The organism is Lysinibacillus sp. FSL H8-0500 (assembly GCF_038051955.1).
In the GTDB taxonomy this organism is placed as follows: domain Bacteria; phylum Bacillota; class Bacilli; order Bacillales_A; family Planococcaceae; genus Lysinibacillus; species Lysinibacillus macroides.
Window position 1 is genome coordinate 1,484,916 of the sequence record NZ_CP150292.1, and the last position, 24,605, is coordinate 1,509,520.

28 protein-coding genes and 1 riboswitch are annotated in these 24,605 nt (G+C 37.6%); of the genes, 10 read left to right on the forward strand and 18 right to left on the reverse strand.

Going from position 1 to position 24,605, the window contains the following annotated elements; genetic code table 11:
* Positions 1 to 70 precede the first annotated feature (70 nt).
* Complete coding sequence (gene yidA, locus MHB44_RS06935; RefSeq protein ID WP_341302116.1) at positions 71 to 880, forward strand: sugar-phosphatase; 810 nt, start codon at positions 71 to 73, stop codon at positions 878 to 880.
* 157 nt (positions 881 to 1,037) lie between these two features.
* Here the strand turns inward: yidA and MHB44_RS06940 are convergent, their stop codons facing one another.
* The 3 genes from MHB44_RS06940 to MHB44_RS06950 form a co-directional block, all read right to left on the reverse strand.
* Entirely contained in the window at positions 1,038 to 1,352 is a 315-nt protein-coding gene (locus tag MHB44_RS06940) for a DUF5713 family protein (protein WP_341302117.1), read from the reverse strand.
* A 19-nt stretch (positions 1,353 to 1,371) separates the two neighbouring features.
* Positions 1,372 to 1,716 (reverse strand): hypothetical protein, encoded by a 345-nt coding sequence (locus MHB44_RS06945; RefSeq protein ID WP_341302118.1) that lies wholly within the window; start codon positions 1,714 to 1,716, stop codon positions 1,372 to 1,374.
* A gap of 564 nt (positions 1,717 to 2,280) precedes the next feature.
* Positions 2,281 to 2,544, reverse strand: a complete 264-nt coding sequence (locus MHB44_RS06950; protein WP_341302119.1) for a phospholipase A2 family protein — start codon at positions 2,542 to 2,544, stop codon at positions 2,281 to 2,283.
* A gap of 178 nt (positions 2,545 to 2,722) precedes the next feature.
* On the opposite strand from MHB44_RS06950, the gene MHB44_RS06955 reads away from it, so the two are divergent.
* Both MHB44_RS06955 and MHB44_RS06960 read left to right on the forward strand, forming a co-directional pair.
* A complete protein-coding gene (locus tag MHB44_RS06955; RefSeq protein WP_341302120.1) occupies positions 2,723 to 3,781 on the forward strand; it encodes a DUF418 domain-containing protein in 1,059 nt (352 codons plus the stop codon).
* 137 nt (positions 3,782 to 3,918) lie between these two features.
* Entirely contained in the window at positions 3,919 to 4,128 is a 210-nt protein-coding gene (locus MHB44_RS06960; RefSeq protein ID WP_341302121.1) for a hypothetical protein, read from the forward strand.
* 100 nt (positions 4,129 to 4,228) lie between these two features.
* Here MHB44_RS06960 and MHB44_RS06965 read toward each other — a convergent pair whose 3' ends face one another.
* On the reverse strand, positions 4,229 to 4,702 hold the full coding sequence (locus MHB44_RS06965; RefSeq protein ID WP_341302122.1) for a YbaK/EbsC family protein: 474 nt from the start codon (positions 4,700 to 4,702) through the stop codon (positions 4,229 to 4,231).
* Positions 4,703 to 4,823: 121 nt separating this feature from the next.
* Between MHB44_RS06965 and MHB44_RS06970 the strand changes: the two genes are divergently transcribed.
* The 3 genes from MHB44_RS06970 (at position 4,824) to MHB44_RS06980 (ending at position 6,819) form a co-directional block, all read left to right on the forward strand.
* Complete coding sequence (locus MHB44_RS06970) at positions 4,824 to 5,972, forward strand: substrate-binding domain-containing protein (protein ID WP_341302123.1); 1,149 nt, start codon at positions 4,824 to 4,826, stop codon at positions 5,970 to 5,972.
* Positions 5,973 to 6,004: 32 nt separating this feature from the next.
* Positions 6,005 to 6,101: riboswitch (guanidine-I (ykkC/yxkD leader) on the forward strand.
* A 62-nt stretch (positions 6,102 to 6,163) separates the two neighbouring features.
* On the forward strand, positions 6,164 to 6,505 hold the full coding sequence (locus MHB44_RS06975; protein ID WP_053994174.1) for a multidrug efflux SMR transporter: 342 nt from the start codon (positions 6,164 to 6,166) through the stop codon (positions 6,503 to 6,505).
* Complete coding sequence (locus MHB44_RS06980) at positions 6,505 to 6,819, forward strand: multidrug efflux SMR transporter (RefSeq protein WP_341302124.1); 315 nt, start codon at positions 6,505 to 6,507, stop codon at positions 6,817 to 6,819. The genes MHB44_RS06975 and MHB44_RS06980 overlap by 1 nt, the downstream gene beginning before the upstream one ends.
* A gap of 50 nt (positions 6,820 to 6,869) precedes the next feature.
* Here the strand turns inward: MHB44_RS06980 and MHB44_RS06985 are convergent, their stop codons facing one another.
* The 6 genes from MHB44_RS06985 to MHB44_RS07010 form a co-directional block, all read right to left on the reverse strand.
* Positions 6,870 to 7,754, reverse strand: coding sequence for a glycine betaine ABC transporter substrate-binding protein (locus MHB44_RS06985; protein ID WP_341302125.1), 885 nt, complete (start codon positions 7,752 to 7,754; stop codon positions 6,870 to 6,872).
* A gap of 121 nt (positions 7,755 to 7,875) precedes the next feature.
* Positions 7,876 to 8,730, reverse strand: a complete 855-nt coding sequence (locus MHB44_RS06990; RefSeq protein WP_341302126.1) for a proline/glycine betaine ABC transporter permease — start codon at positions 8,728 to 8,730, stop codon at positions 7,876 to 7,878.
* The gene (locus MHB44_RS06995; protein WP_341302127.1) at positions 8,723 to 9,922 is read right to left on the reverse strand and encodes a glycine betaine/L-proline ABC transporter ATP-binding protein; all 1,200 of its coding nucleotides are present in this window, start codon (positions 9,920 to 9,922) and stop codon (positions 8,723 to 8,725) included. The genes MHB44_RS06990 and MHB44_RS06995 overlap by 8 nt, the downstream gene beginning before the upstream one ends.
* A 237-nt stretch (positions 9,923 to 10,159) precedes the next feature.
* Positions 10,160 to 10,798: a TrkA C-terminal domain-containing protein gene (locus tag MHB44_RS07000; protein ID WP_341302128.1), complete on the reverse strand. Its 639-nt coding sequence runs from the start codon at positions 10,796 to 10,798 to the stop codon at positions 10,160 to 10,162.
* Between the two features lie 319 nt (positions 10,799 to 11,117).
* The gene (gene solA / locus MHB44_RS07005; RefSeq protein WP_341302129.1) at positions 11,118 to 12,236 is read right to left on the reverse strand and encodes an N-methyl-L-tryptophan oxidase; all 1,119 of its coding nucleotides are present in this window, start codon (positions 12,234 to 12,236) and stop codon (positions 11,118 to 11,120) included.
* Positions 12,237 to 12,549: 313 nt separating this feature from the next.
* Positions 12,550 to 13,437 carry a LysR family transcriptional regulator gene (locus MHB44_RS07010; RefSeq protein WP_341302130.1) on the reverse strand — a complete coding sequence of 296 codons (888 nt, stop codon included), beginning with the start codon at positions 13,435 to 13,437 and terminating at the stop codon, positions 12,550 to 12,552.
* A gap of 122 nt (positions 13,438 to 13,559) precedes the next feature.
* Here MHB44_RS07010 and MHB44_RS07015 point away from each other — a divergent pair, with 122 nt between their 5' ends.
* The gene (locus tag MHB44_RS07015; RefSeq protein ID WP_341302131.1) at positions 13,560 to 14,759 is read left to right on the forward strand and encodes a YbfB/YjiJ family MFS transporter; all 1,200 of its coding nucleotides are present in this window, start codon (positions 13,560 to 13,562) and stop codon (positions 14,757 to 14,759) included.
* A 123-nt stretch (positions 14,760 to 14,882) separates the two neighbouring features.
* On the opposite strand, the gene MHB44_RS07020 is transcribed toward MHB44_RS07015, so the two are convergent.
* From MHB44_RS07020 to MHB44_RS07035, 4 genes are read right to left on the reverse strand one after another with little or no spacing between them, the layout of a single operon-like run.
* Complete coding sequence (locus MHB44_RS07020; protein WP_341302934.1) at positions 14,883 to 15,683, reverse strand: ABC transporter ATP-binding protein; 801 nt, start codon at positions 15,681 to 15,683, stop codon at positions 14,883 to 14,885.
* Positions 15,683 to 16,714: an iron chelate uptake ABC transporter family permease subunit gene (locus tag MHB44_RS07025; protein WP_341302132.1), complete on the reverse strand. Its 1,032-nt coding sequence runs from the start codon at positions 16,712 to 16,714 to the stop codon at positions 15,683 to 15,685. Before MHB44_RS07025 ends, MHB44_RS07020 begins: the two co-directional genes overlap by 1 nt.
* Positions 16,711 to 17,745 carry an iron ABC transporter permease gene (locus tag MHB44_RS07030; protein WP_341302133.1) on the reverse strand — a complete coding sequence of 345 codons (1,035 nt, stop codon included), beginning with the start codon at positions 17,743 to 17,745 and terminating at the stop codon, positions 16,711 to 16,713. Before MHB44_RS07030 ends, MHB44_RS07025 begins: the two co-directional genes overlap by 4 nt.
* 1 nt (position 17,746) lies before the next feature.
* A complete protein-coding gene (locus MHB44_RS07035; RefSeq protein WP_341302134.1) occupies positions 17,747 to 18,808 on the reverse strand; it encodes an iron-siderophore ABC transporter substrate-binding protein in 1,062 nt (353 codons plus the stop codon).
* A gap of 286 nt (positions 18,809 to 19,094) precedes the next feature.
* On the opposite strand from MHB44_RS07035, the gene MHB44_RS07040 reads away from it, so the two are divergent.
* Positions 19,095 to 19,610: a DUF6886 family protein gene (locus tag MHB44_RS07040; RefSeq protein ID WP_341302135.1), complete on the forward strand. Its 516-nt coding sequence runs from the start codon at positions 19,095 to 19,097 to the stop codon at positions 19,608 to 19,610.
* 84 nt (positions 19,611 to 19,694) lie between these two features.
* Positions 19,695 to 20,435 carry a DUF4184 family protein gene (locus MHB44_RS07045; RefSeq protein WP_341302136.1) on the forward strand — a complete coding sequence of 247 codons (741 nt, stop codon included), beginning with the start codon at positions 19,695 to 19,697 and terminating at the stop codon, positions 20,433 to 20,435.
* A 29-nt stretch (positions 20,436 to 20,464) separates the two neighbouring features.
* Here MHB44_RS07045 and MHB44_RS07050 read toward each other — a convergent pair whose 3' ends face one another.
* Together MHB44_RS07050 and MHB44_RS07055 are read right to left on the reverse strand one after the other, a co-directional pair.
* On the reverse strand, positions 20,465 to 21,172 hold the full coding sequence (locus tag MHB44_RS07050; RefSeq protein ID WP_341302137.1) for an ABC transporter permease: 708 nt from the start codon (positions 21,170 to 21,172) through the stop codon (positions 20,465 to 20,467).
* Positions 21,165 to 22,040, reverse strand: coding sequence for an ABC transporter ATP-binding protein (locus MHB44_RS07055; protein ID WP_341302138.1), 876 nt, complete (start codon positions 22,038 to 22,040; stop codon positions 21,165 to 21,167). The genes MHB44_RS07050 and MHB44_RS07055 overlap by 8 nt, the downstream gene beginning before the upstream one ends.
* A gap of 321 nt (positions 22,041 to 22,361) precedes the next feature.
* On the opposite strand from MHB44_RS07055, the gene MHB44_RS07060 reads away from it, so the two are divergent.
* Complete coding sequence (locus tag MHB44_RS07060) at positions 22,362 to 22,814, forward strand: DUF523 domain-containing protein (RefSeq protein ID WP_341302139.1); 453 nt, start codon at positions 22,362 to 22,364, stop codon at positions 22,812 to 22,814.
* Positions 22,815 to 22,843: 29 nt separating this feature from the next.
* Here MHB44_RS07060 and MHB44_RS07065 read toward each other — a convergent pair whose 3' ends face one another.
* Together MHB44_RS07065 and MHB44_RS07070 are read right to left on the reverse strand one after the other, a co-directional pair.
* On the reverse strand, positions 22,844 to 23,860 hold the full coding sequence (locus tag MHB44_RS07065; RefSeq protein WP_341302140.1) for an ABC transporter permease: 1,017 nt from the start codon (positions 23,858 to 23,860) through the stop codon (positions 22,844 to 22,846).
* Entirely contained in the window at positions 23,857 to 24,585 is a 729-nt protein-coding gene (locus MHB44_RS07070) for an ABC transporter ATP-binding protein (RefSeq protein WP_341302141.1), read from the reverse strand. The genes MHB44_RS07065 and MHB44_RS07070 overlap by 4 nt, the downstream gene beginning before the upstream one ends.
* Positions 24,586 to 24,605: the final 20 nt, after the last annotated feature.

Below are 24,605 nucleotides of genomic sequence, written 5' to 3' on the forward strand. Positions count from 1 at the left end.
GCAAGGAGACCTATAAAAAGCTTCCTATTTCGTTTGCAGTTTTAGATGAAATGAAGAAAGGAGATCAATTATGTATAAACTACTAGCAATTGATATGGATGGCACATTATTAAACGAGCACCATGAAGTGACCATAGAAGTTCGTGAGGCACTGGATGAAGTGCGCAGAAAGGGAGTTAAGGTGGTGCTATGCACAGGCAGACCACTAGCAGGTGTTCAATCGTACATAAAGGAGCTTCAGTTGGATGGTGAAGAGGATTTTATCATTATTAATAATGGAGCCATTGTACAAAATACTTCTACTAATGAGGTTATATCGAAGCAATTCTTGAATTATCAGGACCTAACGTTGATTCACCAAATCAGTTATGAGTTGCAAACGCCCATGCATTTCTTTGATGAAAATTGTCTATATACAACGAATAAATTAATTAGCCCTTACACGGTATATGAAGCATATGTGACCAAAATACCTTTTCGCTATACGGCATTTGATGATGTACCCCGAGATATTGAGATACCAAAGGCTATGTTTATTGATGAACCTGCCTTATTGAATCAAACAATTGAGCGTATCCCAGCAATCATGAAGGAAAGGTATATGCTTGTGAAAAGTATGCCGTTTTATTTGGAGATTCTTCATAAAGAAGTGAATAAAGGGGCTGCTATCAAACAGTTGGCTGAAAAGTTAGGCATTCAACGTGAAGAAGTACTAGCAATAGGAGACAATGCAAACGACTTATCTATGATTCAATTTGCAGGATGTGGAGTTGCAATGGGAAATGCTATTCCAGCTATAAAGGCTATTGCAGATTATGAAACGACATCTAATAATGAGAACGGTGTTGCGCGTGCAATTTATGACTTGCTCTTAACATAATTAATGACAACTCGCTGTTACACATAACTTACCTATCTATAACAGGTAAAAGGCTGAGAAGGGGTGGAGCTACGATAGTGCTCTCTTCAAGTTAGAGTTTTTACGCTCGCTTTTGGAGAGCATTATCTAAGTAGCAGACTTTTCTTAGGAAACGCCTTTACCATTCACGTTCCCTTAATGCTTCTTCCACATCAATAGCAATATTGTATACTTGCAATATATCTATCACAGTTTCTGCAATACTATCTCTCGCCACTGTTTCAATTTCACTATTATGCTTATAAAACTCATCTTCTAAATCATTAATGGCTAATGTCATTTCATCAAACTTGTCTTGAATAGCCTCTAAGGAATGAGAATTCTGCGCTAAATATTGAACAACATCCTCTAATAATTCTTTAATTTTATCAACTAAGAACGTTGGATAATAATCATCCTTATACATAATTTCTAAATATTTTATTTCCTTCATCACATTCCGCTCCTTTATATTAATTTGGCATTTGCCAGCCATTTTCATTATCCCAAATAGCCTCTACATCATCTAAATGCACATGCCAATCGCCATCGACTATGACTGTGCGAATTTCTGTTAAACATTGGAGCCAATAAAACAGTGTTTGTACCGTTGCTTCATAGTCGTCTACTAGAGGCAGTTTCGTTGCCCCTTGAAAAATGGTAGTAGTTGTATCAGCATCATACACATAAAAAGTTTCCCCAATATCTGACCATTGAAAATTGTTATTGTATGTAGTAATAATGGTAGTTATCTTTTTATTTTCTTCGTTCGTTAATGGTTTATTACGTACACATGTATAATAAAGAGACACACTCATAATATCTTCTCTCCCATCCTTTATGCTATGTTTACAAATTCAAAAATTTGTGTTCTATAGTTAAGCTGTCAAAGTATGGCTGAAACTTTTCTATATGCAATTCCTATAAAAGCACCCATTTTTATTCCTTCTCTCTTATTCCATTATTCTATAATGTCTTTATTCATACATGATGCAGAAAGCCCTAAAAATTCTAATCTAATAGATTTATTATTTTTACAAAATATACAAATTTACAGAACATACAAATAAGGAGTCTTATATCTAGCAAAAATATACCTGTCAATTCGCTTTGTCTAAAAAGGATAGAAATTCTGAATGAAGAAGACTATTCAATCTTGCTCAACTCATTTGTAGCATTAAGGAAAAATTAACAGTTATTGCGCTAGCATTGTTAAAATCAAGCATATTAAAAGCTATCTGTGTTAGTAAAGTTTCGCTAGCCTTGCTAGGATAAGGATATTTCGAATATGGTATCGATCTCTCTATACACAAAGCTTGTCCTTTGCTATTTATACAAAAAAGTAGCCCACGTTGCTTTTAAAAACATCGTGAGCTTGGTTGTTAAAAGAAGCGATTGCGTAATTCAAAAACCCGATAAAATAATCGAGCATCTTTAGCGGTTTGATGAGAGGTATTCATATGAGGGCGAAGACATTGCTGAAATAATTCATCACAATGGCTTGAACGGCCATAACGTGCATAACATTCATCATGCTGTTGGCAGCAAGCATCCACAGCATTTGTAGGCTTACCTGGACCTGAGCAACCTGGTCCACAATAGCGATAGCCAGGGTAGCAAAAGCCGAACTTGCGCCTGTTGTTCATCTATTTACCCCCTTTACTAAAAACCTTTTACTATAAAATATGTAAAATTTCATACCTAAAAAGGATGAAAAACTAGAAAATAAACTAATTTTGTAAGGTTGCTGTAAGCTAAAAAGAAAATAATTGTAAGGGTGGCGAGCTATACTGGCTATAGTTTAACAAAAGGAGCATCATCAACATGAAACCATCCGTTACACCAAAAGAACGAATTGCTTCCTTAGATATTATTCGAGGATTGGCGCTACTGGGAATTTTATTTATTAATGTCGGAGCCTATCAGGTTTTAATAGAAGGCGGACCAAGACCTGACTACAGTGGTATCAATGGTGTGATCAATTCACTTATTACTATTTTTATTGAAAAAAAGTTTTTTTCCATCTTTTCTTTTTTATTTGGGATTGGTTTTTATATTTTTGCATCCCGTGCAGAGGCTCGGGGAGATCAACTGAAACAACGCTTTGTTAGACGTTTAATGGCATTATTGGTGATAGGTATTGTGCATATTGTTGTATTTTGGGGTTCAATTCTAGCGATGTATGCAGTCGTTGGGTTTTTATTGTTACCATTTTATCGTGCACAACTGGCAACAATTCGTCAATGGCTGTTTGCTATTATTACCCTTCATCTACTTGCTACTGTAGGACAATTGTTGATGCCTACTAACACAGCCCTATCCATTGCTTTGAATGTTTTAGGCAATGATACAATAACTATTTTTATTATGTTTTTAAGTGGCTTTTATGTAGCAAAAGCAGGCTGGATTGATCATATTCAACACTGTATGCGCAACATTAAACGGATACTTTATATAACATGTCCATTTTTTATTGGTTTTTCGCTGTGGATTTGGTTTGCATCACAGGCGGACAAACCTTATATCCAAGCCATTATTAGCTTAGGAGCGATTCCAACCACTTATTTTTATTTAGCTTGTTTATTTATACTTATGGACAATAAACAGCTAGCCAAGATTTTTCAGCCAATTGGACGAGTAGGGCAAATGGCATTGACGAACTATTTACTACAAAGCTTAATTGGTACGATGATTATTTCATTAATGGGGTTAGAAGTTGTTTCACCGTCAGATACTGTTGTCATCGCACTGATTATTTTTATGATTCAAATATTCTTTAGTGTGATTTGGTTTAAATTCTTTACTATAGGCCCATTTGAAAAACTATGGCGTTATATGACCTATGGTAAAAAACAGTGGCAAAATAGTGATAAGGATCAATAGTTGAATGCTACAATTAGTGATACTTTTTAACCGTATTAGCAAGAGCAGCGTAGACTATCTTTGTATTCGTATAAAAAATGATTTATATTCAATATAGATAATGAAGTGGTTGATTAAATGCTGAGGAGGGAATGAGGATGTTTAAAAAATATTTTGAGAATCGTAGAAAGCGTAAAGGGCTACATCGTTTAACACAGGAATCAACGAATGATTATACATTTAACACAATGGATATTACTTCTGGTACTTCCAGTGAGCGTTGTGATTCTTATAGTTCCAGCTATGATAGTTATTCAACCTCAAATGATTCCAGTAGTTCATCTGACTCTGGGGGTTCTTGTGATTAAGCTTGGGATCACTTGAAAATGAAAAACAAACTATTTAGACAGAAAGACACTAAAAATCGGCAACACTAATTAAAAATGTTGCCGATCATAGCTAAGTGTTTTATTGCTGCCAGCCCTTACAGACATCCACCCATTCTTGATAGGGTGTGTATGTTTCTAACTCTGAAACAGTGACCTCGATAGCAGAATTGCTACTTCCACAGGCTGGAAATATAGTTGTAAAACGTTTTAGTGATTCGTCCAAATAGATGCTTACATCTTCATTGACCCCAAAAGGACAAACGCCTCCAACCTCATGGCCAATTTTCTCTTCTACATCCTCTTTTGCCAACATTTTCGCCTTTGTACCAAACAATGCTTTATATTTGGTATTGTCAATTTTCGCATCGCCTGCCGCAACGATTAGGATGGCTTTGTCGTCCACAAGAAATGATAAGGTTTTTGCGATGCGTTCAGGCTCACAGCCCAGTGCCTGTGCAGCTAATTCAACAGTGGCAGAGCTCTCCTCCAATTCTTGTATTTTATGCTCAACATGCCATTGCGCTAAATGCTGACGTACTTTTTCTATAGCCATATGTACATTCCTCCTTGCTGTATAAAATCATCTTATCATAATCTTCAAAATATATGGTTGCAAGTGGCTTATTTTTTAAGTATTATTAGTGTAAAATTACACTAAAAGGGAGGGATGGGTAATGGTTAAATTACTCCAAATAGTAAGCGTATTAATTGCTCTATCATTTGTAACATTTATAGTAGCGTTTATTCTCATACTAAGCGGACATTTACATCTTATGGGGTTAGTTTGGACAATTTCTGCTTGTTTATTTGTACTAATTGTTTGTTATCTATTCAATTGGCTTAATACAAAAAAGAAAAAGGGATGGTTAATGAGTATAATGGGTGTGGCATTACTGCTTGCGGCCATCAAACCTCTTCATCATTATTATAAAATGAGTATTCCTACTGTAGATGCAGAAATTGATGTCTTTGCCTATGAGCCATTTTCGAGCAATAACAAGGTAATAACGCCTGATACCAAAGCATCCTTACAGTTAACACAGCCATTACCACGCTTAGATGGTGCAACAGCTATGTATCCTTTATATGCAGCATTTGTAGAGGCGACCTATCCTAAAAATAGTTATTCACCGTATGAAAGTATTGTAAAGGTTAGCCGCACACCAGAGGCCTATCAAAATTTAATAGCAGGCGATACAGATATTATTTTTGCAGCGGCTCCATCTACATCACAGGAATGGCTGGCTGAAAACAAGGGACTGACCTTTAAAATGACACCAATTGGGCGAGAGGCATTTGTCTTTTTTGTTCATGCTAAAAATAGTATTGATCATTTAACACTTGAGCAGGTAAAGCAAATATATGCGGGTGACATAACAAATTGGCGTGAGGTAGGTGGTGAGGATGCTGCCATCCGTGCTTTTCAGCGTCCAGCAGATAGCGGCAGTCAAACAGCACTTGAAAAGATGATGGGCAATCAGCCTATTATGGAAGCGCCAACCGAAGATATTGCCTCAGGAATGGGTGGCATTATTCGAGAGGTTTCAAAGTATCGAAATTATAAAAATGCTCTTGGCTATACATTTCGTTATTATTCAACGGAGATGGTCAATAATAAAGAAATTAAATTATTATCCATTGACGGTGTAGCGCCGACAAAAGAGAATATCCAAAATGGTACATATCCTTTAATAGCTGAATTTTATGCGGTGACAGCAGGAACAGAAAATTCAAATGCGCAGAAGCTAATTGATTGGATATGTTCAAATGAGGGGCAGGCGATGATCGAAAAGGTTGGCTATGTACCAGTGGAAAAGAATTAAAAGATTTGCTATACTAAAAGGAACATTATAGAGCTAAAGTTTTCTAGGGTTCCGTAGCTTATGCTAGTCTGGACCGAGAGAAAACCACAAATTTATTTTGTGACACGGAAGGATAAAAGCCTGGGAGATACTGTTGTTAGACAGTTTCTTCGGGCTTTTTTATTTGGTTAAAAATATGGGAGGGATTTAGGATGAATAAACAATGGTTAAGTGTTATTATTGCGGCTTGCTTTGAGGTTGGCTGGGTTATTGGCTTAAAGCATGCCACTAGTGTATGGGAGTGGATAGGTACAGCTATTGCTATCTTTATTAGTTTTTATCTGCTCATTAAAGCAGGGGAGCATTTACCTGTTGGTACGGTATATGCCGTTTTTGTCGGCTTAGGAACAACCGGTACTGTCTGTGCAGATAGCTTGTTGTTTGGAGAGCCGTGGAAATTGGCGAAGATCGTATGCATTGTTGTGTTGCTTGCAGGGGTTGTTGGCTTAAAGCTTGTAACAGGAGAGCCACAGGAAAAAGAGGTGAGTAGATAATGGCATGGATAGCATTAGTGATTGCTGGGCTATGTGAAATGATGGGTGTTTATATGATCAGTAAATATAATGAGGTAAAGAATATAAAAAATCTAGGGCTGTTAATTTTAGCCTTTGTTTTAAGCTTTGTAGGGCTTGCTTATGCTATGGAGACCTTGCCAATGGGAACAGCCTATGCAATTTGGACAGGTATTGGTGCAGCAGGAGGAGCCTTGCTAGGGATGCTATTTTTTTATGAATCCAAGGATTGGCGAAGAGTTGTCTGTATTATACTTGTTTTAGGAGCAGCTATTATGCTGAAATTAATATCATGAATATAAAAGATGCACTTCCGCTTACAATCACGGAAGTGCATTTTTTCAGCTTATTTTGCTACATCTTTTGTCCATTCTTTAACTTTATCTGAATTTGCTGCAATCCAGTCTTTAGCAGCGTCTTTTGGATCTTTACCATCTGTAATTTCAGACATCACGCTTTCCATATCTTCTGGTGTCCAGTGAAAGTTATCTAATACTGTATGCACATCTGGTAAATCTTCCTTTAAACCTTTACGTGCAAATGTGTTAATTGTTTCTTCGCCACCATATGAACCCTTTGGATCCTCTAAATATTTAAGCTCATATTTTGCGAATTTCCAGTGTGGAGACCAGCCTGTCACAATGATTTCTTCATTATTTTTAAGTGCTTTGTCTAATGAAGTTGTCATCGCACCAGAAGAAGAAGTAACAAGGCTCCAATCCGCTAAGTTATCATAGTCCTCTAATGCTTTTTCTGTAGCAGCTGTAATCCCAGCACCAGGTTCAATACCTGTAATTGTGTGGTCCGCTTCATTTGTTAAATCTTCAATAGAATTAACATCCATATATTGCGGTACAACTAAGCCAATTTTTGCACCAGCAAGGTTTTCCCCAAGCTCATCTAAGTCAGCACTGTATTTATCGTATTGATCAGCATGTGTATGAGGTAGCCATGCAGCCACCATACCGTCTGCTTCACCTTTCGAAACAGCCTCCCACATAATCGCATTATCTAATGGTGTTAATGTTACCTCATAGCCTAAATCTTCAAGTACCTGCCCAACTACATTGGTAGAGGCAATTTCTGTGTCCCACTCCACATAGGCTAGGTTTACCTCCTTAGAATTACTGTCTTTTCCAGAACTTGAGCCTGTATCGCCACCATTACATGCAGCGAGCATCAAGCCTAGGCCTAGAGCCATTCCTAATTTTGATAATGTTTTCAATTTCATCGAATCTCCCTCTCTTTTGCTAATTTTGTATTAAACTGACCAATATCCAACATCATTTTTTTTTTATAAAAATGTTATAAGCTTCAACTAAATGGGTATTGGTAAGAAATTAACTATTTTTCTACAATGTCTTCTTTTTATTAAAGCTTTGTGTTAAGCGGTCAATAATAATCGCGAAAATAACTAAACCTAAGCCAGCAACGAAGCCATTACCAACTTGTGTACGTTGTAGTGCTGTTAAAACCTCACGTCCTAAACCAGGAGCACCGATCATAGAGGCGATAACAACCATTGAAAGTGATAGCATAACGGTTTGGTTAATCCCTGCCATAATTGTTGATTTAGCCAGAGGGATTTCTACTTTAAATAGCTTCTGGCTACCTGTACTACCATAAGAATCTGCAGCCTCTACTAACTCTTTAGGTACTTGACGAATACCTAAGTTTGTCATACGTACAGTTGGTGGTAGGGCGAAAATAACAGATGCGAAAACACCAGGTACAATACCGATACCGAAGAATGCAACCGCAGGAATTAAGTATACAAAGCCAGGCATTGTTTGCATAAAGTCAAGCACTGGTTTAATAATGCTCTCAGCAATTGTTGATTTGGACATTAGAATACCCAGTGGGATACCAATAATAACGGATATAATACTTGAAAAGATTACAAGCGTGGTTGTTTCCATAAGATTTGTCCATAAACCTTGATTGTAGATAAACAACAAGCCGATTAATGAAAATGCGGCAAGGCCGAATTTTTTGCCTGTGATGAAAAAGGCAAGTAGCACTACAAGTACTATTAAAAGAATGGCTGGGATGCTAATTAATAAATCAGTGACCTGATTCATGAGTAGCTTTCCAAATTGTTGAATAGAGTTAAAGAACGCTGAAAAGTTACTCGTCAACCAGTCCATAGCTGATTCTACCCATGGAGCTAAAGGTATTTTTGGAATATTATCTAAAAAATTATTCATGTGCTTCAGCCTCCTCCTCACTCGTTGAAAGTGCTTGGATGACAACGCCGCGAATCAGTACACCTAGTAGGCGTTCATCTTTGACAACAGCAATTGGAGTAGGGGAATTATAAATCATTCCTAAAATATCCTGTATCAGCATATCCGGTGGAACGGTTAATACTTCTGTTTGCACAATTGAATGAACGGTTTGCTCCTGTTGTTTAGCTGCGGCTAATGCATCATCAGCTGTAATATAGCCTTTCAAATGACGGTTTTTATCAACAGCCATCAGCAAGCTCACTGCTTCCTGACGCATACGCTTTAGTGCTACTTTAGGACCATCAAGGTCTACATTGACAGAAACAGGTCTCACCATAACATTTTCTGCTGTTAATACTTTTGAACGATCTACATCTTCAACGAATGTTTTGACATAATCATTTGCAGGATTTGTAAGTATTTCTTCACCTGTACCAATTTGAATGATAGAGCCATCCTTCATAATAGCAATACGATCTCCTATGCGTAAGGCTTCATTCAAATCATGGGTAATAAATATAATGGTTTTTTTCAATGTTTGTTGCAGATCCAGTAGCTCATCCTGCATTTCTTTACGAATTAAAGGGTCTAGTGCAGAGAAAGCTTCATCCATTAATAATATTTCAGGATCATTTGCCAGCGCTCGTGCTAAACCAACACGCTGTTGCATACCACCTGATAATTGATTTGGATATTGATCTTTGTAAGCGAGTAGTCCAGCATTTTCGAGGGCCTGTTCAGCTTTTGCTTGTCGTTCTTCCTTTGGGACGCCTCGGACTTCAAGGCCGTATTCGGTGTTTTGAAGTAATGTACGATGAGGGAATAAACCGAAGTTTTGGAAAACCATACTCATTTTTTTTCTTCTTACAGTCCGTAAACTTTCTTTTCCCATAGTAGAAATATTTTCACCATCGATATATATATTTCCGCTCGTTGGTTCGATAAGGCGGTTTAAGAGTCGGATAAGTGTTGATTTACCACTTCCTGATAGTCCCATAATAACGAAGATTTCACCTTCATTTACTGTAAAGCTTGCATCGTATACACCAACAGTTGCACCTGTTTGTTTTAAGATATCAGTTTTACTTTTCTGTTGTTTAACGAGTTCGAGTGCTTGGGGGATATGTTTACCAAACACTTTGGATACGTGTTCTATTTTTATTTTCTCCATAGAAACACTCCTTTCATAGATTATTACTATTTGACAATAATGATACCCAAAAATAAACAAGTAACAACTTTACTTTAACAAAGGGTTGTCACTTTTGTCAAATCGACAAATAAGAAAAAATCCGTCTAAACGCTGTTATATCAGTGCTTAGACGGATTTAAATTAGTGTAGTAAATAGACGAAATTGATGACTGCTATCTTCTTATACGATCTGCAAAAGTGTAAGCTACAGCGAAATTAGGCGTTCGGATATAAAAAGCTTTGTACGCGGGCAAAGCTTTCGTCATTACCGATAAAATAAATAACGTCCCCTTCTTCAAAAGACACATAGGGACCTGGAGATATTAATAATTCATTGCCACGTCGAATACCAACGATGGTGCTAGCTGTATTTTGCCAAAAGTTTAATGCTTGCACAGTTTGATGAATGCATGGACTGTCAGCACTTAGCTCTAATTGGTAAGGAATAAATGGATTAACTGAACGGAAATGCTCCGTACGACTAATAAGCTGCTTTGCCTTTTCCTGTAAGTTAATTAATTCTTGTTGTTGTTTGTGAATGCTGGCTAAAAGATCATTTTGTATTTCATGAATAGATTGCACATCATGAAACTGTCGAACAAAATGAGCTGCCTTTTCATATGATTTAATGATCACACCACTACCTTTTGAGGCCTCTACAATTTCTAAGTCCTGTAAAACCGCTATCGCTCTTCTAGCAGTTTCGGCAGACACCTTATACTGACTTGCAAGAGAGGAACGGGCATAGATTTTATCGCCAATATAATATTTTCTTTCTACAATCTTAGAGGCAAGGTCAATGGCTATTTGCTGATATTTTGGTTGTTTTAGTTGAACATTTTTTTCTAAGTCCATTATTAAACTTCCTTTCGTTATTACAGGTAATTATAGACGAGCCCGCACAGAAACAATGGCATTTCCATAAACGGTTACTAAATAAGTTTATAGGATAGCTATTGAAAAGAGAGGGAAGATTCATATAACAGTGATTACCGAAAGCAATAGATTTCGTACCAGGTAAAATGGCTAATGTAAAGTATACTACCATAGAAAAAATTTGCCTAGTTACGTTAGCTATTAGCGTAAGTATACATGATTTTACCCATATAAGAGAGGGATTAATCTATACATAAAAAGGATCGATGCAATCTATTTGCATCCACCCTTTCATAATTTATCTAAATCGACTAAGTTTAAATGGTGTTAAATCCTGCTTGCTGGTACCATCTAGTAATAACTCGGAAAGTACATCTCCGACCGCACTACTAAATTTGAAGCCATGCCCAGAAAATCCTGCTGCAATAACAATGTTTTGATGGTTAGGTAAAAAATCAATAATAAAATCTTCATCTGGTGTCATCGAATATTTGCACGTTTTTCCATATTTGAGTGCACCATGCTGTGGCATAAATTGCTGAATAAATTGCTGTAAATCTTCACGATCATCATCGTCAAAGGGGCGTAGTGGTTCATTTGGATCTACCACTTCTCCGCCATCGTGTCGACCTAATTTTAATCCTGCACCATCCATGCTTGGAAACCCATAATAAAAAGAATCTGCTAACTCAATCCCATAAGCTGGGAAGACAGCGTCGCGATAAAGCTGTTCATCTGCTTCAAACCAAGCAAAGGTTTTACGCGTTGGTGTAACAGGAATTGTTATATTCATTGTTGCTAGTAACTCGGTTGCCCATGCGCCAGCTGTAACAATTAATTGCTTTGCTTGATAGACATTATTTGCTGTTTGGATATGCACAATGTCACCTGCTTGAATAGCAAGCACCCTATCATTTGTTTGTAAGGTTGCACCTGCCGCCAATGCTAATTTTTTATACGCTTGTATACATGCCTCAACACGAAGTACGCCTGCTGTTGGCTCAAAGCAAGCCACAAGATTTGCAGGCAGGGCTAATCCAGGCCATTTTTCCATTGCTTCCTCTGCTGAGTAGCATTCAAGTGCTAAATGATAGAGCTGGGCACTTGCCTTTACATTTTGAATAGAGGAGCTTGTTGGCTCGCCAATATTAATAACGCCAGTTTGTAAAAATAAGCGTTCATCTACTAAACTTTCTAGCTCTTGCCATAGCTCGCCAGCTCTTTTAACAAAAGGCACATAGCTTGTGCCCTCACCATAGGCAAAACGAATAATACGTGTATCCCCATGATGACTACCTTCCTCATGTGGAGGGTGAAAGGCATCTAACATAAGTACCCTTTTCCCTGCCTTTGCTAAATAATAACCGGCAGCCATCCCCATGGAGCCTGCCCCTACAATGACAACATCATATAGCATTCTAAATCCCTACTTTTTTGATCTAGTATAACAGAATATCGCATAATTAAATAGCTAAAAAAGGCTACTTAACATTGAATAGGGGGCTGTGCGCTGCTGTTGCAACTGGCGAGTCCAATAAATATTAAATTATAAGAACCCATCAGGCGAGAGCCCTCAATGTCAGGCTGTATTCGCTTAATATTGGAGTAAGAGTGCTCAATACTAGTGTAGAAGCGCTCAATACAGAAGTAACTCCGCTCAATTTATAGGACAACCCGCTCAATCAGAAGGTTCATTGGCGCTCCACTTTCAAACAGAACGCCAATTGGTATTAAATAGACTCATTAATAATATGAAGAAAGCTATGGAAGGAGGGGGAGTGTTGCTGTTCGTTTTTTCGTGTACATAAATAAATGGGACGCTGAATTTCCATATCCTTAATAAAAACACGTGCAACTTGCTGCTGTAGAAGAAAGCTAGAAGCGGCTATAGATGGGGCAAGCATAGTACCATAGCCCGCTGCGATGGCATGAATCGATTCATTAATACCGTCTAGTTGTAGTCCTACTTTAGGTGGTGGAATTTTATGTACTTTACATAAAGCATTCAAAAATTCCTTGGTGGAGCTACCATCCTCTCTTGAAACAAAGGGCTGCTGCATGAGCTCTGCCAGTGTAACTGTTTGACCTGCAAGCGGATGCTGATCAGGCACGATAAACCAATAGTCTAAATTCATCAGAAATTGATAGGTAATATCAGGATGATGCCCATCTTCTTTTACAATAAAGGCTAAGTCAGCTTGGTAATGGAGCAATTCCTCTATTACTTGCTGTGAATTAGCCGTTTTTAAATGAATATGTGTGGTTGGCTGGACTTGTTTAAAATGAGCTAGCCATTTCGGTAATAAAAAATGAGAGGGCACATGTGTAGAAGCAATTTGCAATTCCTCATTGCCTGTACTTTTTAATTGAGCTACTTTATTTTCAATATCCAATTCTAAATCAAATAAGCGCTGGGCCTGCTTAAATAAAAAAGCGCCATTTTGTGTTAATGCAATGCCTCTACCTTTAGATTCTAGTAAAGTTAAGCCTAGCTCTCTTTCTAAATTTCGGATTTGAATAGTAACAGCAGGCTGACTAATTCTAAGCGTTTGAGCGGCTTTAGAAACACTGTTTTGCTCCGCAACCTTCGTAAATAAACGTAGTGCATGTAAGTTCATAAATAATCGACACACCTTTAATAAATTTTTTTTATGGTTTTATATATATTATATATTAGATTTATTAATTTTTACTCTGTATCCTATAAATTACAGTATAGAACATGGGGGAGTGGATAAAAATGAATCGACAACATATGGGTATTGTCTTTGGTGGCATTTTATTACTAGTAATTGCAATGGGAATTAGTCGATTTGCTTTTACACCAATTCTGCCATTTATGCGTCATGATGTAGGATTTTCATTGGAAGTAGCGGGCTATTTAGCATCAAGCAATTATATTGGTTATTTCATAGGGGCATTATGGGCAGGATTTATTTATCGTCAGCGCAAAACGATTCTATTAGTCAGTGTTGTGATAAATGTAGTATCAGTAGGTTTAATGGGCTTGCTAGAATTATATAGTGTATGGCTTGTGTTGCGCTTAATCGCTGGTATTACGGGCGGGCTTATTTTTGTTTTAACGTCTAGTATTATTATGGATTATTTAGCGAAGCGGTCACTATCACGATGGTCAGGCTATGTATTTAGTGGGATCGGCTTAGGCATTGCTATTTCTGGCTTATGTGTGCCAATGATTGAAAAACAGTTTGCTTGGCAGGGTACATGGATCGGCTTAGGCATATTATCCGCCATTTTTGTAGGGATTACGCATCGTTTATGGAAAAGCTTAAAGGTGCAGGATAGTGTCAAAACAACAGCATCCTTTGACACAAAAATGATCAAAGGCTTTATGCTGTGGCTAATTTTATCATATGGTTTGGAGGGCTTAGGCTATATTATTACAGGTACTTTTTTAGTGGATATAATCCATAATATCCCATCTTTACGCGCTTACTCTTCCTATAGCTGGGTAGTTGTTGGAGTGGCAGCGATTCCATCAGCACCTGTTTGGACATTGTTATTAGAAAAATTTTCAGCTATAAAAATTTTGATTGTGGCCTATATCCTTCAAGTGATAGGCATCCTGCTCCCTGTATTTTCACAAACCGTTTGGAGCGTGTTACTAGCATCGTTTTTATTTGGCTTAACCTTTGTTGGAATTGTCACATTAACAACATCCTATGCGCGCCAGTTATTCCCAACACAAAGCGGTTTAGTTGTATCTGTATTAACTACGGTGTATGCTTTTGGACAAATTATTGGACCAATTATCGCAGGACAGCTTGTAGAAGTTTATCATAGTTATAAAGCAGCGCTTGTTTTTGCAGGAACGATTGTTTTTCTAGCATTACTTGTCATGCTAGTGGGTAGATGGCTAGATATGAAAAAGCAAGCTGTCGCTGACAATACAATCTCGATTACCCAGTCTCGTTCATAAAATATAAAAAGAGAAGGGCGAGCGACCATCTCAGAAGCAATAGTTATTTTCAGGGAATAATTTACTATAAAAATTAGGACTGTCAGCAAAGATTTTTCTTTTGCGACAGTCCCTCTCTTTTTATTAGACAGCATGATAGCGACCCACAGGAACAATTAAAGGTGTCTGAGAAACAGGATCTTCAATAACTACGCTATCTAGGTCAAATGTTTCTTTGATTAACGAGCTTGTCACAATACTTTTTGGTGAACCTTCTGCAAGCAATCGACCATTCTTTAATGCAAATAAGTAGTCTGCATAACGAGCAGAAAGATTAATATCGTGTAATACCATGACAATGGTTGTACCGTATTTTTTATTTAGATCTGTTAGTAAATCTAAAATTTCAACTTGATATGTAATATCTAAAAAAGTTGTTGGCTCATCTAAAAATAAAATATCCGTTTGTTGCGCTAATGCCATGGCAATCCACACACGTTGACGCTGACCACCTGATAGTTCATCGATATTGCGATCAGCAAATTCTGTAATGTTCATCATTTCAAGTGCCTCTGCAACCGCCTCATAATCTTGCTTAGACCATCCCTTAAACAATGTTTGATGAGGAAATCGACCACGCCCCACTAAATCGGCCACTGTGATGCCCTCTGGAACGATAGGGGACTGAGGTAAAAGTCCTAATACTCGTGCTAAGTGCTTGGGTGGCATTTGATGAATGGATTTGCCATCTAGTATAGCTTGACCAGCAGTCGGTTTAATTAAGCGTGCCATTGTTTTGAGTAACGTAGATTTGCCACAACCATTCGCACCAATAATAATGCTAATTTTATTACTTGGAATAGCAATGCTGACATCCTCTAAAATTGTTTTTTGCTCATACCCAGATGTCAGATGCTCAGCTTGAAGCGTATGTGTTGGTTTCATCATATATCTCCCTTTCGATTGATTCGAATTAACAAGTAAATTAAGTAAGGTGCGCCAATGATTCCTGTAATAACACCTACTGGATATCTAGCTGTAAATGCGAATTGACCAATTAAATCAGCCGCCAATACTAAAATAATACCAATTAGACCAGCGGGAAGTATATTTGAAAACCCGACACCCACTAACTTTTTAGCAATGGGTCCAGCAAGGAACGCAACAAAGGCAATCGGTCCTGTAGTCGCTGTAGCAAGTGCAATAATTAGTACAGAACAAATAATTAAGATGATTCGCGTTTTATTTGTATCTATACCTAGAGAGGTAGCGGCTTGTTCACCAAGCTCAAGCATTTCTAAATATTTCCCGAAAAATAATAGGATTGGTGTAAAGATAATCACAACAATTAGCAAGGGATAGAGTGTTTCCATTTTTGCGCCATTTAAGCTTCCACTTAACCACCTCATTGCAGATGGAATATCATGTGTATTGCCAATCAGCATTAAATAAGAGATAAACGCATTGAGCATTGCTTGAATCCCAATCCCGATTAAAATTAATCTCCCAATTGAAAAAGAAGAGCCTTTTGATAAAGCATAAATAATGAGCACAGTTGCTAAACCACCAATAATTGAAGCAATGGATATAACCGTATTGCTTGCTTGTAGAACAATAATACCAAAGACAGCAGCCGCGCTTGAACCAGCTGTAATTCCAATAACATTTGGATTTGCTAGAGGATTACGTAGCATTGTTTGGAAAATATAACCGCCAACACCGAACGCAAAGCCAGCAAATGCACCTGCTAGCATCCGCGGTAAGCGAATTGTCCCTACAGCAAAGGAAGCACCTTGTACTTGTTGTCCGAGGAGTACATGGATCACGTCTTTAATAGGATAAATAGTGTTCCCCAGCATCAGCATTGTGCCACAAAGGATGAGGGCAATAAAAGTAAGTACAGAAGTTGTGATCACAAAGCGTCTTGTTCTTCGTTGTCTACCTTCCATTATGGATTTCAATGTTTCATTCATCATAACGCACGCATTTTCGCTTTCATCGTAATTAAAATTAAGATAGGTGCACCAATAAAGGCTGTTAAAATACCCACTTCTAACTCACCAGGACTACCAAGAAGTCGACCACAAACATCTGACACTGTTAAAATAATCGCTCCTGCTAAGGCAGACATTGGAAGGATAAAACGTATATCAGGGCCAATAATAAGACGAACAACATGAGTGGCTAATAAACCAATAAAGCCAATTGGCCCTGCTAGAGCTGTGGCAGCCCCACATAAAAGCACACCGCCTAGTGCGGCAAATAGACGCAATGTCCCTGTACGAACACCTAAACCTGTTGCGACTTCATCTCCAAGCGCTAAAGCATTGAGTGCTGGTGCTGTAAAGAGGGCAATCACCATACCGGTAACTAAAAAAGGAATAAATAACTGAATAGCATCCCAGCTACCTGAGCCTACACTTCCAACTTGCCAAAATCGAAATTGATCCATCACATTCGTACGCGGAATCATCACCGCAACAACTAATGATGATAAAATGGCACTTGTCGCAGCCCCCGCAAGTACAAGCTTTAATGGCGTGGCCCCACTTGCTCCCATAGAGCCTATACCAAATACAAAAATAGCCGTGATAATAGCACCAGCAATTGCTAACCATATATACTGATTTGCTGAACTAATGTTTAAAAATGCAATCCCACAAACGACAAAAAGGGATGCACCTGTGTTTACCCCCAAAATACTTGGATCTGCGATTGGATTGCGTGTAACAGCTTGCATCAATGCCCCAGAAACGCCTAATGCTGCACCACACAGTAAACTAAAAATTGTTCGAACGATTCTTTGACGTATAACACTGGCTTCATGAGACTGGACATCAGGATGGAATAAACCATCCATTAGCCCAGTCCAGCCAATTGTACGAGAACCGAATAGAAGAGAAGCAAATACGCATAACGCTAGTACAATGATAAGAAATAGTAAAACCTTACCAAAATGTTTAGGAATAAAGTATTGCTTTTGTTCGGTAGCTTGTAACTTATTCATATTACTTCACATTTTTTGCGACATCTGAGATTAATGATAGGTATTCATCAATTGTATAGGCAATTGATAAGGGACTAGGCGTACCAGCAGCTGCAAGTGGTGTATTATCCCCAATTACAACAACATTACCGTTTTGAATAGCAGGTACTTTCCCTAAAATTGGATCCGCTTGTAAGGCTGGTAAAGTTGTATCATCCCCATATGCAATGAAAATCTCTACATCCGCTAAAGCATCTGCGTTTTCAGCGCTTAATTCAAGATAGAAGCTACTATCATCTGTAATTTGTTGTTTAACGCTTTCAGGATATTCCATCCCTAATTCCACTAAAAATTCACCACGTGGGTCAGCAGGTGTATAAATATAGAATTTTGATAAGTCGGTTGCACTAAACATAGCAAAAGCTGCTTTTTTACCTTTAATTTCAGGATGTTCATTTACTTTATCTTGAATTAACTTTTCTGTATCCGTAATTAATTGTTGACCTTCTGTTGTCATCCCCATACCTTGAGCATTTAATGAAATTTGGTCACGCCAAGAAGTTACCCAAGGAATTTCTTTATAGGCAACAACAGGTGCGATTTGGCTTAATGTATCATACTCCTCTTGCGTAATACCTGAGTATGCAGCAAGAATTACATCTGGATTAGAATCAGCAATCGCTTCAAAGTCTAAACCGTCCGTATCTTGATAAATATTCGGATTTTCTTCACCAAGCTCTTTTAATTTTTCCGCAGTCCAAGGAAGCATACCACTACCATCTTGTACACCATAGTTTGCTGCTGAGAAACCTACAGGAACGACTCCTAGTGCTAGTGCAACATCATGATTAGACCATGCAATTGTTGCAACACGCTCAGGTTTTTTTTCAATAACTGTTTCACCAAAAGCATGTTGAATGGTGATTGGATATTGCTGTTCATCCGTAGTTTCGGATGTATTGTCTTTTGTTTGCTCTTCTTTCTTAGCAGTGTCTTTATTAGACGACTCAGAACATGCTGCTAAAGCGAAAACCATTAATGATAGAAGCATTAATAGCAACATAGAATTTTTCATTTTTGGCATTTTAGTAACCTCACTTTATTTTTAAAATGATAATGATAATCCTTATCACTAAGAAAAAATATTACGCTAATTTCAATAAAAGTCAATAATTTTTTTTAGCGAAGCCTCTTTGTCTTTGTAGACAAGGAAGAAAGCTTAATAATTTTAAAATATTAGCAGGGGTAGAGCTTGATTCGTATACAGAAAAAAGTATTATAACAGGAGAGGAACTACGTCAAAAAGAGCATGGCTTTACCCAACAAGTAGGAGTAGTTAAGCCTTATTCGACGAAAAAGGAGGAATAATCTTGCGCTTATTTCATGTAAGTGAGGACCCTACCATACAAATTTTTTATCCCCGTCTACCAGAGCGGCAAGATTTGGATACAACAAAAGGTCTTGTATGGGGAATCAATGAAAGGTGTTTACCAAATTACTTAACACCGAGAAATTGTCCACGTGTATGTTTTCACGCAGGGACACAAACAACGGAGCAAGATAAACGAAACTATCTCTTAACTGCTTCACATGTAGTCGTTATTGAACGGAAATGGTTTGAAGTATTAAAGAATACGAAATTGTACTTATATGAGTTTGATAGTAGGGAATTTATATTACAGGATGACAATGCAGGCTATTATACTAGTGAAAGAGTGCAAATACCCATCGCTACCTTTGAGGTTGATGATCTACTTAAAGCATTATTGGCACGGAATGTTGAACTGCAAATCGTAGAGAGCTTATGGGAAATTCATGATGAAATCCAGCATACAACCTTGAATTGGTCTATGTGCAGAATGCGTTTTGCACAGCCACGATCGTAAGAATTTGTTTCTGACGCCTAGGAACCCTCCTACTAGCAGTAACTTTTCTAGTGGAATAACGTCTGAACAAAGGGAGGTGAGGGCATGCCATTAACATTTGCACACCCTGCTGCAGTGTTGCCTTTTTCGAGAAAAAGCAAATATCTTCATTTTTCAGCGCTTGTACTAGGAAGCATGGCTCCTGATTTTGAGTATTTTGTGAGAGGCAGACCAATTGCAGAAATTGGTCATAGCTTAACAGGCTTTTTTATGTTTAATTTACCTCTTACCATTCTTTTCTATATGATTTATCGTGTATATATTTCGCAAAGTTTTATTCAGCATTTACCAAAATGCCTGCAAGATACAACCTATCAGCCAGTAACCAAAAGCAAGCTGGTTAATATAATTGTTTTTAGTTATTCTGCATTATTGGGAATGCTAACACATGTTTTTTGGGATTCCTTTACACATCAGCATGGTTTTATGGTAATAACATTACCCAGACTATCACAGACCTTCCAGATAGGCGTTTTTCAAATCCCTGTTTATAAATTATTACAGCATGGCAGTACATTGCTTGGAATTGCGTTAATTATAGGCTATATATACGGTAGAGTAGCCCATTCTCCAAAGGGCTCCTTACCAACTATTTATCCAAAACAGAAGTTCCTTTTTTGGTTAACCGTCTTTGGCCTAACATTTAGTTCTATATATTTTTGGTACGCTATTGATCAGCAGCCCTTATACAGCTATGGCGTTTTGGTAGTCCGTACAGTTGATGCATTTTTCTGTAGCCTATTAACGATTTCCTGGTTAACTACATATAAAAGGAGATGTTTCTAGGGTCACTCGAAACATCTCCTTTCATTAAATTATTTCCTTTTTAGCCTGGATAAGAGGAAGAATAAATAGATAATAAAGCTTGCATAAACTACTATCCAGAGAAATCGCCAATAAAAATGACTGGGTATAATCTTTAGTTGGTCGCCGCTATTCATGATTTCAAGTGAAAGGTGGAGCGGTGGTAGCAGCCAAATAAGCCCTTTTATTTGCAAAATGGAATCCTTTACCGTTGCTAAGACTAATGTGAGCAATAAGATACTTAAAACACCCCACCAGGTATTTTGCTTGCTGTTGACGAGCTCTCTTGTAAACAAAGCCGAAAGAGCCATACCTAAGATTGCTAAACAAAAATGGGCAAGAAAACCGAGTAGTAGCTGTGTCAAGCTTGGCGTTTTTGCAAAAGCTTGAATAACTGTAGGATAGATGATAGATACAAGGCTTAAGCTTAAAGCAATCAGTATGCCAATCGTAAATAAACTAATATGATATCGACCTGAGCCATTTGTATGAAAGCATGTAATTGTTTTTTGCCCTTCATCCTCTGTATGGAAGAGGATGAGGGTAAACCAGCCCATAAGGAAAAAGAGCATAATCGAGGTCAACGAAAAGCTATCTAATATGGGATGAGGTGTAAAGGTATAATTGACAACCAGACATAACACGAAAATTGAAAAAGGTGGAACATATTGATAGCTTCTAGCATAGTTGAGCAATTGATAACGCATTAAACTAATCATTGTGTATAAACTTCTCCTTGTTATGAATAGGCATTACTTGCTTAATAGAAGCCTCTTTATGAAGTAGCTGCTGTAAAAGAAAATCGGTATGCTGTGCTTGACAACGGATAGTAACTTCATAAGAGCCAGTAGCTAATGATGATTGCTGCAGAATTTTCATTAAGTGTAGAATATCATCTAAATATGTAGGATCAGCGATTTCAAAAATTAATTCATTATAAAGTGCTATAGAATGAATGGATAAATCTGCATGTATAACATTTTTATCACGAATCATTAAAATAGTATCAACGAGATGATCCAGCAACTTTGTTTCATGACAGGTTAAAACAATTGTTAGTCCTTGCTGTTTGAGGCTCCTAAGGGTTTCTTCTAAATCATTTTGTGTTTGAAGGTCAAGCCCTGATAATGGTTCATCTAAGATCAATAAATCCGTTTCCTCAAGCATAGCCTGCATAATCATGATTTTTTGCTTCATGCCCTTGGAAAAATAAGTGATTCTTGTATCTTGTGCATCTTCTAAATAAAAGAGTTTTAGCAACTCATTTATTCTTGCTATTAGCTCCTGTTTAGCCATTCCGCGAATACGTCCCATATGATAAAGATATTCTGTTGGTGTAAATAAAATATGAGATGGGGTTATCTCTGGCACATAGCCAATTTTTAAGGATTGTGTGGATGGAATAATCATGCCATCATCAGGATCGCTTAAGCCTGCAAGCATTTTTAAAAGCGTACTTTTTCCAGAACCATTCTTTCCAACAAGGGCAATAATTTGGTTAGCATCAATAGAAAATGAAACATTTACTAGAATTTTCTTACCTCTATATTGCTTTGTAATGTTTTGTATATCGAGCAATTTCTTCATTAATAATCAGCGTAGAAATCCAACTCTCTCGCACAGAAGGTTGAAATCGCCTTCTCCCCTTTCACAGGTAGTATATTTATTGAATAAAACCTAGCAACTTTGGATGCCATTCATCAAGAGACTCACCTACCTCCCAATTATATTTACGAATAAATATAGGAATAGTTTCAAAGTATTGGCTACTAAATTTAGAAGAAATAGTTTATTACACTATCTTTTTAGCAATATGGCTATTTTCAAGTATAATGGTGACAGTAAAGATTTCGTAATCGTGCTACACTTATAAGAGAGCAATCAGCTAGAAAGAAATGAGGGATAGCAGTGATGTTAATTAGTGCTTGTTTAGCAGGATTCAATGTTCGTTACAACGGTACAAATAGTTTAGACGAGCAAATACAAAAGCTTGTACTAGAAAATAAGGCTGTCACGGTTTGCCCTGAGCTGCTGGGAGGCTTTTCAACACCCCGTGAACCTGCTGAAATTGTAGGGGGCAATGGGGAAGATGTACTTGATGGGAAAGCAGCCGTTGTTGAACAATCGGGACGTGATGTTACAGAGCTATATATCAGGGGAGCTTATGTAACTTTACACAAGGCACTTGAAGTAGGGGCAACAAAGGTTATTTTAAAGGAATATAGCCCCTCCTGTGGCAGTGCGATGATTTATAACGGTGATTTTAACGGCACTAAAATAGCTGGAGCAGGGGTAACGACTGCGTTATTACAAAGACATGGTATTGAGGTGCTATCAGAGGAAGATTTTCAAATCGTCTAAGGCTCTGTTTTAGAACCTTAGACGATGGGTTATAATGAACGATATTTTTTTAAGCTGATAATATTTAACACAACAAAGACGATCGCAAAACAAGCGAGCACAAGTAGATTCAGCAAAATTTCGTTGAAGGAATAGCCTTTATACATCACGCCATTTAAAGCATCTGCTGCATAATAAAGAGGCATAATATGCCCGAGATTTTGCAGCCATTCCGCCATACTATCGAGCGGGAAAAGCCCTGAAAAGAATATTTGTGGCACAATGACTAATGGAATAAACTGCATCATCTGAAATTCTGAAGCTGCAAAGCTTGAGAGCAATGCACCTAAAGATAAGGACACAAGGGCAACCAGCATATTAATGAGTAAAACAAGCCAAATAGAGCCCATATGGACAATATCAAGTACATAAATACCAAATAGCACAATAATAATGGTTTGCAGCAGGGCAAATAAACCGTAGCCAAGCATATAGCCTGCAACAATTTCTGAGCGTTTAATTGGTGTTGCCAGCAAGCGTTCCAATGTGCCAGAAGTACGTTCTTTTAATAAGGCAATGCCTGTAATTAAAAAGACAAAGAAAAACACAAAAAAGCCAATTAACATCGGACTAAAAATATCAAAAATTACCGTATCCTTACCCCCATACACATAGTCGGTTTCCAAACTATTTGGAGAGGCTGGTGTAGGCTGTAAAATTTGAGCAAGCTGCATTGTTAAAATCTTTGCCTGAGAGGGGTTATCATTTAATAAAGTAAGCTTGATTGTATTAGGCGCTACTGCTAGCCAGCCATTGTATGCCTTTTCCTCTAATTGCTTTTTCGTGAAATTATTGTCTTCAATAATGTTGAAATCTGCATTTTCTAGCTTTTCAATTAGTGGGGCAGAGCCGTTGGAGACTACAAGTGTCATTGAAGCCTCATCACTATTAAAAATAAAATACATTAATGATAATACAAGAAGCGGTGCTAAAAATAGTAAAGCGAGTGTTCGTTTATCTCGTTTCATTTGTTGGATGATTCTTGTAATGATAGCAGCTATTCTCATTGTATATCACCTCCAGCCTTTAAAAACACCTCATCAAAATCCTTTGCTTGATAATGCTCTTTTAATGCTTGGGGTGTACCCTGCGCAATAATATGTCCGCTTCTCAGCATCGCTAGCTGATCACATCTTTCCGCCTCATCCATTGCATGGGTTGTTACTAAAATGGTTTTTTGTTCCTCCTCTTTTAAACGAATAAGCTCCTGCCAAATTTCTTTTTTTAAAACAGGATCAATACCCACCGTTGGCTCATCTAAAATTAATAGCTGCGGATTTTGAATCAGTGCAATGGCAAGCGATAATCTGCGTTTCATGCCCCCAGAATAATTTGTGACTTTTAGTGATAAGTCATCTGTTAAACGAACAAGATTGGCAGCATAGGCTACGCGCTCTAGCTGTTCTTTTTTTGGTAAACGATAAAGCTTTGCAAAAAAATGGAGATTTTCCTCACCTGTTAAGTCTAAATAAAGTGCGTCAGATTGAGCCATATAACCAATATCCTTTAATAATTGCTGATGCGGAACAACGAAATCAAATACTTGAATAGTGCCTTTATCTGGTTTTAGCATACCCATTATCATTTTAATAAGTGTTGTTTTGCCACAGCCTGATGGACCAAGTAAGCCCATTAACTGCCCCTTTGGAATAGCCAAAGAAAGAGGGGCAATCACTTGTTTATGCTTAAAGCCTTTTTCAAGGTTTTCAATAGAGATTGCATCGCTACCCATTAATATCACTCCTTCACTGA

Excerpts from the sequence above, each read along its gene's own strand:
- yidA (WP_341302116.1), top strand. The coding sequence starts at position 71 with ATGTATAAACTACTAGCAATTGATATGGATGGCACATTATTAAACGAG.
- MHB44_RS06940 (WP_341302117.1), bottom strand. The coding sequence starts at position 1,352 with ATGAAGGAAATAAAATATTTAGAAATTATGTATAAGGATGATTATTAT.
- MHB44_RS06945 (WP_341302118.1), bottom strand. The coding sequence starts at position 1,716 with ATGAGTGTGTCTCTTTATTATACATGTGTACGTAATAAACCATTAACG.
- MHB44_RS06950 (WP_341302119.1), bottom strand. The coding sequence starts at position 2,544 with ATGAACAACAGGCGCAAGTTCGGCTTTTGCTACCCTGGCTATCGCTAT.
- MHB44_RS06955 (WP_341302120.1), top strand. The coding sequence starts at position 2,723 with ATGAAACCATCCGTTACACCAAAAGAACGAATTGCTTCCTTAGATATT.
- MHB44_RS06960 (WP_341302121.1), top strand. The coding sequence starts at position 3,919 with ATGTTTAAAAAATATTTTGAGAATCGTAGAAAGCGTAAAGGGCTACAT.
- MHB44_RS06965 (WP_341302122.1), bottom strand. The coding sequence starts at position 4,702 with ATGGCTATAGAAAAAGTACGTCAGCATTTAGCGCAATGGCATGTTGAG.
- MHB44_RS06970 (WP_341302123.1), top strand. The coding sequence starts at position 4,824 with ATGGTTAAATTACTCCAAATAGTAAGCGTATTAATTGCTCTATCATTT.
- MHB44_RS06975 (WP_053994174.1), top strand. The coding sequence starts at position 6,164 with ATGAATAAACAATGGTTAAGTGTTATTATTGCGGCTTGCTTTGAGGTT.
- MHB44_RS06980 (WP_341302124.1), top strand. The coding sequence starts at position 6,505 with ATGGCATGGATAGCATTAGTGATTGCTGGGCTATGTGAAATGATGGGT.
- MHB44_RS06985 (WP_341302125.1), bottom strand. The coding sequence starts at position 7,754 with ATGAAATTGAAAACATTATCAAAATTAGGAATGGCTCTAGGCCTAGGC.
- MHB44_RS06990 (WP_341302126.1), bottom strand. The coding sequence starts at position 8,730 with ATGAATAATTTTTTAGATAATATTCCAAAAATACCTTTAGCTCCATGG.
- MHB44_RS06995 (WP_341302127.1), bottom strand. The coding sequence starts at position 9,922 with ATGGAGAAAATAAAAATAGAACACGTATCCAAAGTGTTTGGTAAACAT.
- MHB44_RS07000 (WP_341302128.1), bottom strand. The coding sequence starts at position 10,798 with ATGGACTTAGAAAAAAATGTTCAACTAAAACAACCAAAATATCAGCAA.
- solA (WP_341302129.1), bottom strand. The coding sequence starts at position 12,236 with ATGCTATATGATGTTGTCATTGTAGGGGCAGGCTCCATGGGGATGGCT.
- MHB44_RS07010 (WP_341302130.1), bottom strand. The coding sequence starts at position 13,437 with ATGAACTTACATGCACTACGTTTATTTACGAAGGTTGCGGAGCAAAAC.
- MHB44_RS07015 (WP_341302131.1), top strand. The coding sequence starts at position 13,560 with ATGAATCGACAACATATGGGTATTGTCTTTGGTGGCATTTTATTACTA.
- MHB44_RS07020 (WP_341302934.1), bottom strand. The coding sequence starts at position 15,683 with ATGAAACCAACACATACGCTTCAAGCTGAGCATCTGACATCTGGGTAT.
- MHB44_RS07025 (WP_341302132.1), bottom strand. The coding sequence starts at position 16,714 with ATGATGAATGAAACATTGAAATCCATAATGGAAGGTAGACAACGAAGA.
- MHB44_RS07030 (WP_341302133.1), bottom strand. The coding sequence starts at position 17,745 with ATGAATAAGTTACAAGCTACCGAACAAAAGCAATACTTTATTCCTAAA.
- MHB44_RS07035 (WP_341302134.1), bottom strand. The coding sequence starts at position 18,808 with ATGCCAAAAATGAAAAATTCTATGTTGCTATTAATGCTTCTATCATTA.
- MHB44_RS07045 (WP_341302136.1), top strand. The coding sequence starts at position 19,695 with ATGCCATTAACATTTGCACACCCTGCTGCAGTGTTGCCTTTTTCGAGA.
- MHB44_RS07050 (WP_341302137.1), bottom strand. The coding sequence starts at position 21,172 with ATGATTAGTTTAATGCGTTATCAATTGCTCAACTATGCTAGAAGCTAT.
- MHB44_RS07055 (WP_341302138.1), bottom strand. The coding sequence starts at position 22,040 with ATGAAGAAATTGCTCGATATACAAAACATTACAAAGCAATATAGAGGT.
- MHB44_RS07065 (WP_341302140.1), bottom strand. The coding sequence starts at position 23,860 with ATGAGAATAGCTGCTATCATTACAAGAATCATCCAACAAATGAAACGA.
- MHB44_RS07070 (WP_341302141.1), bottom strand. The coding sequence starts at position 24,585 with ATGGGTAGCGATGCAATCTCTATTGAAAACCTTGAAAAAGGCTTTAAG.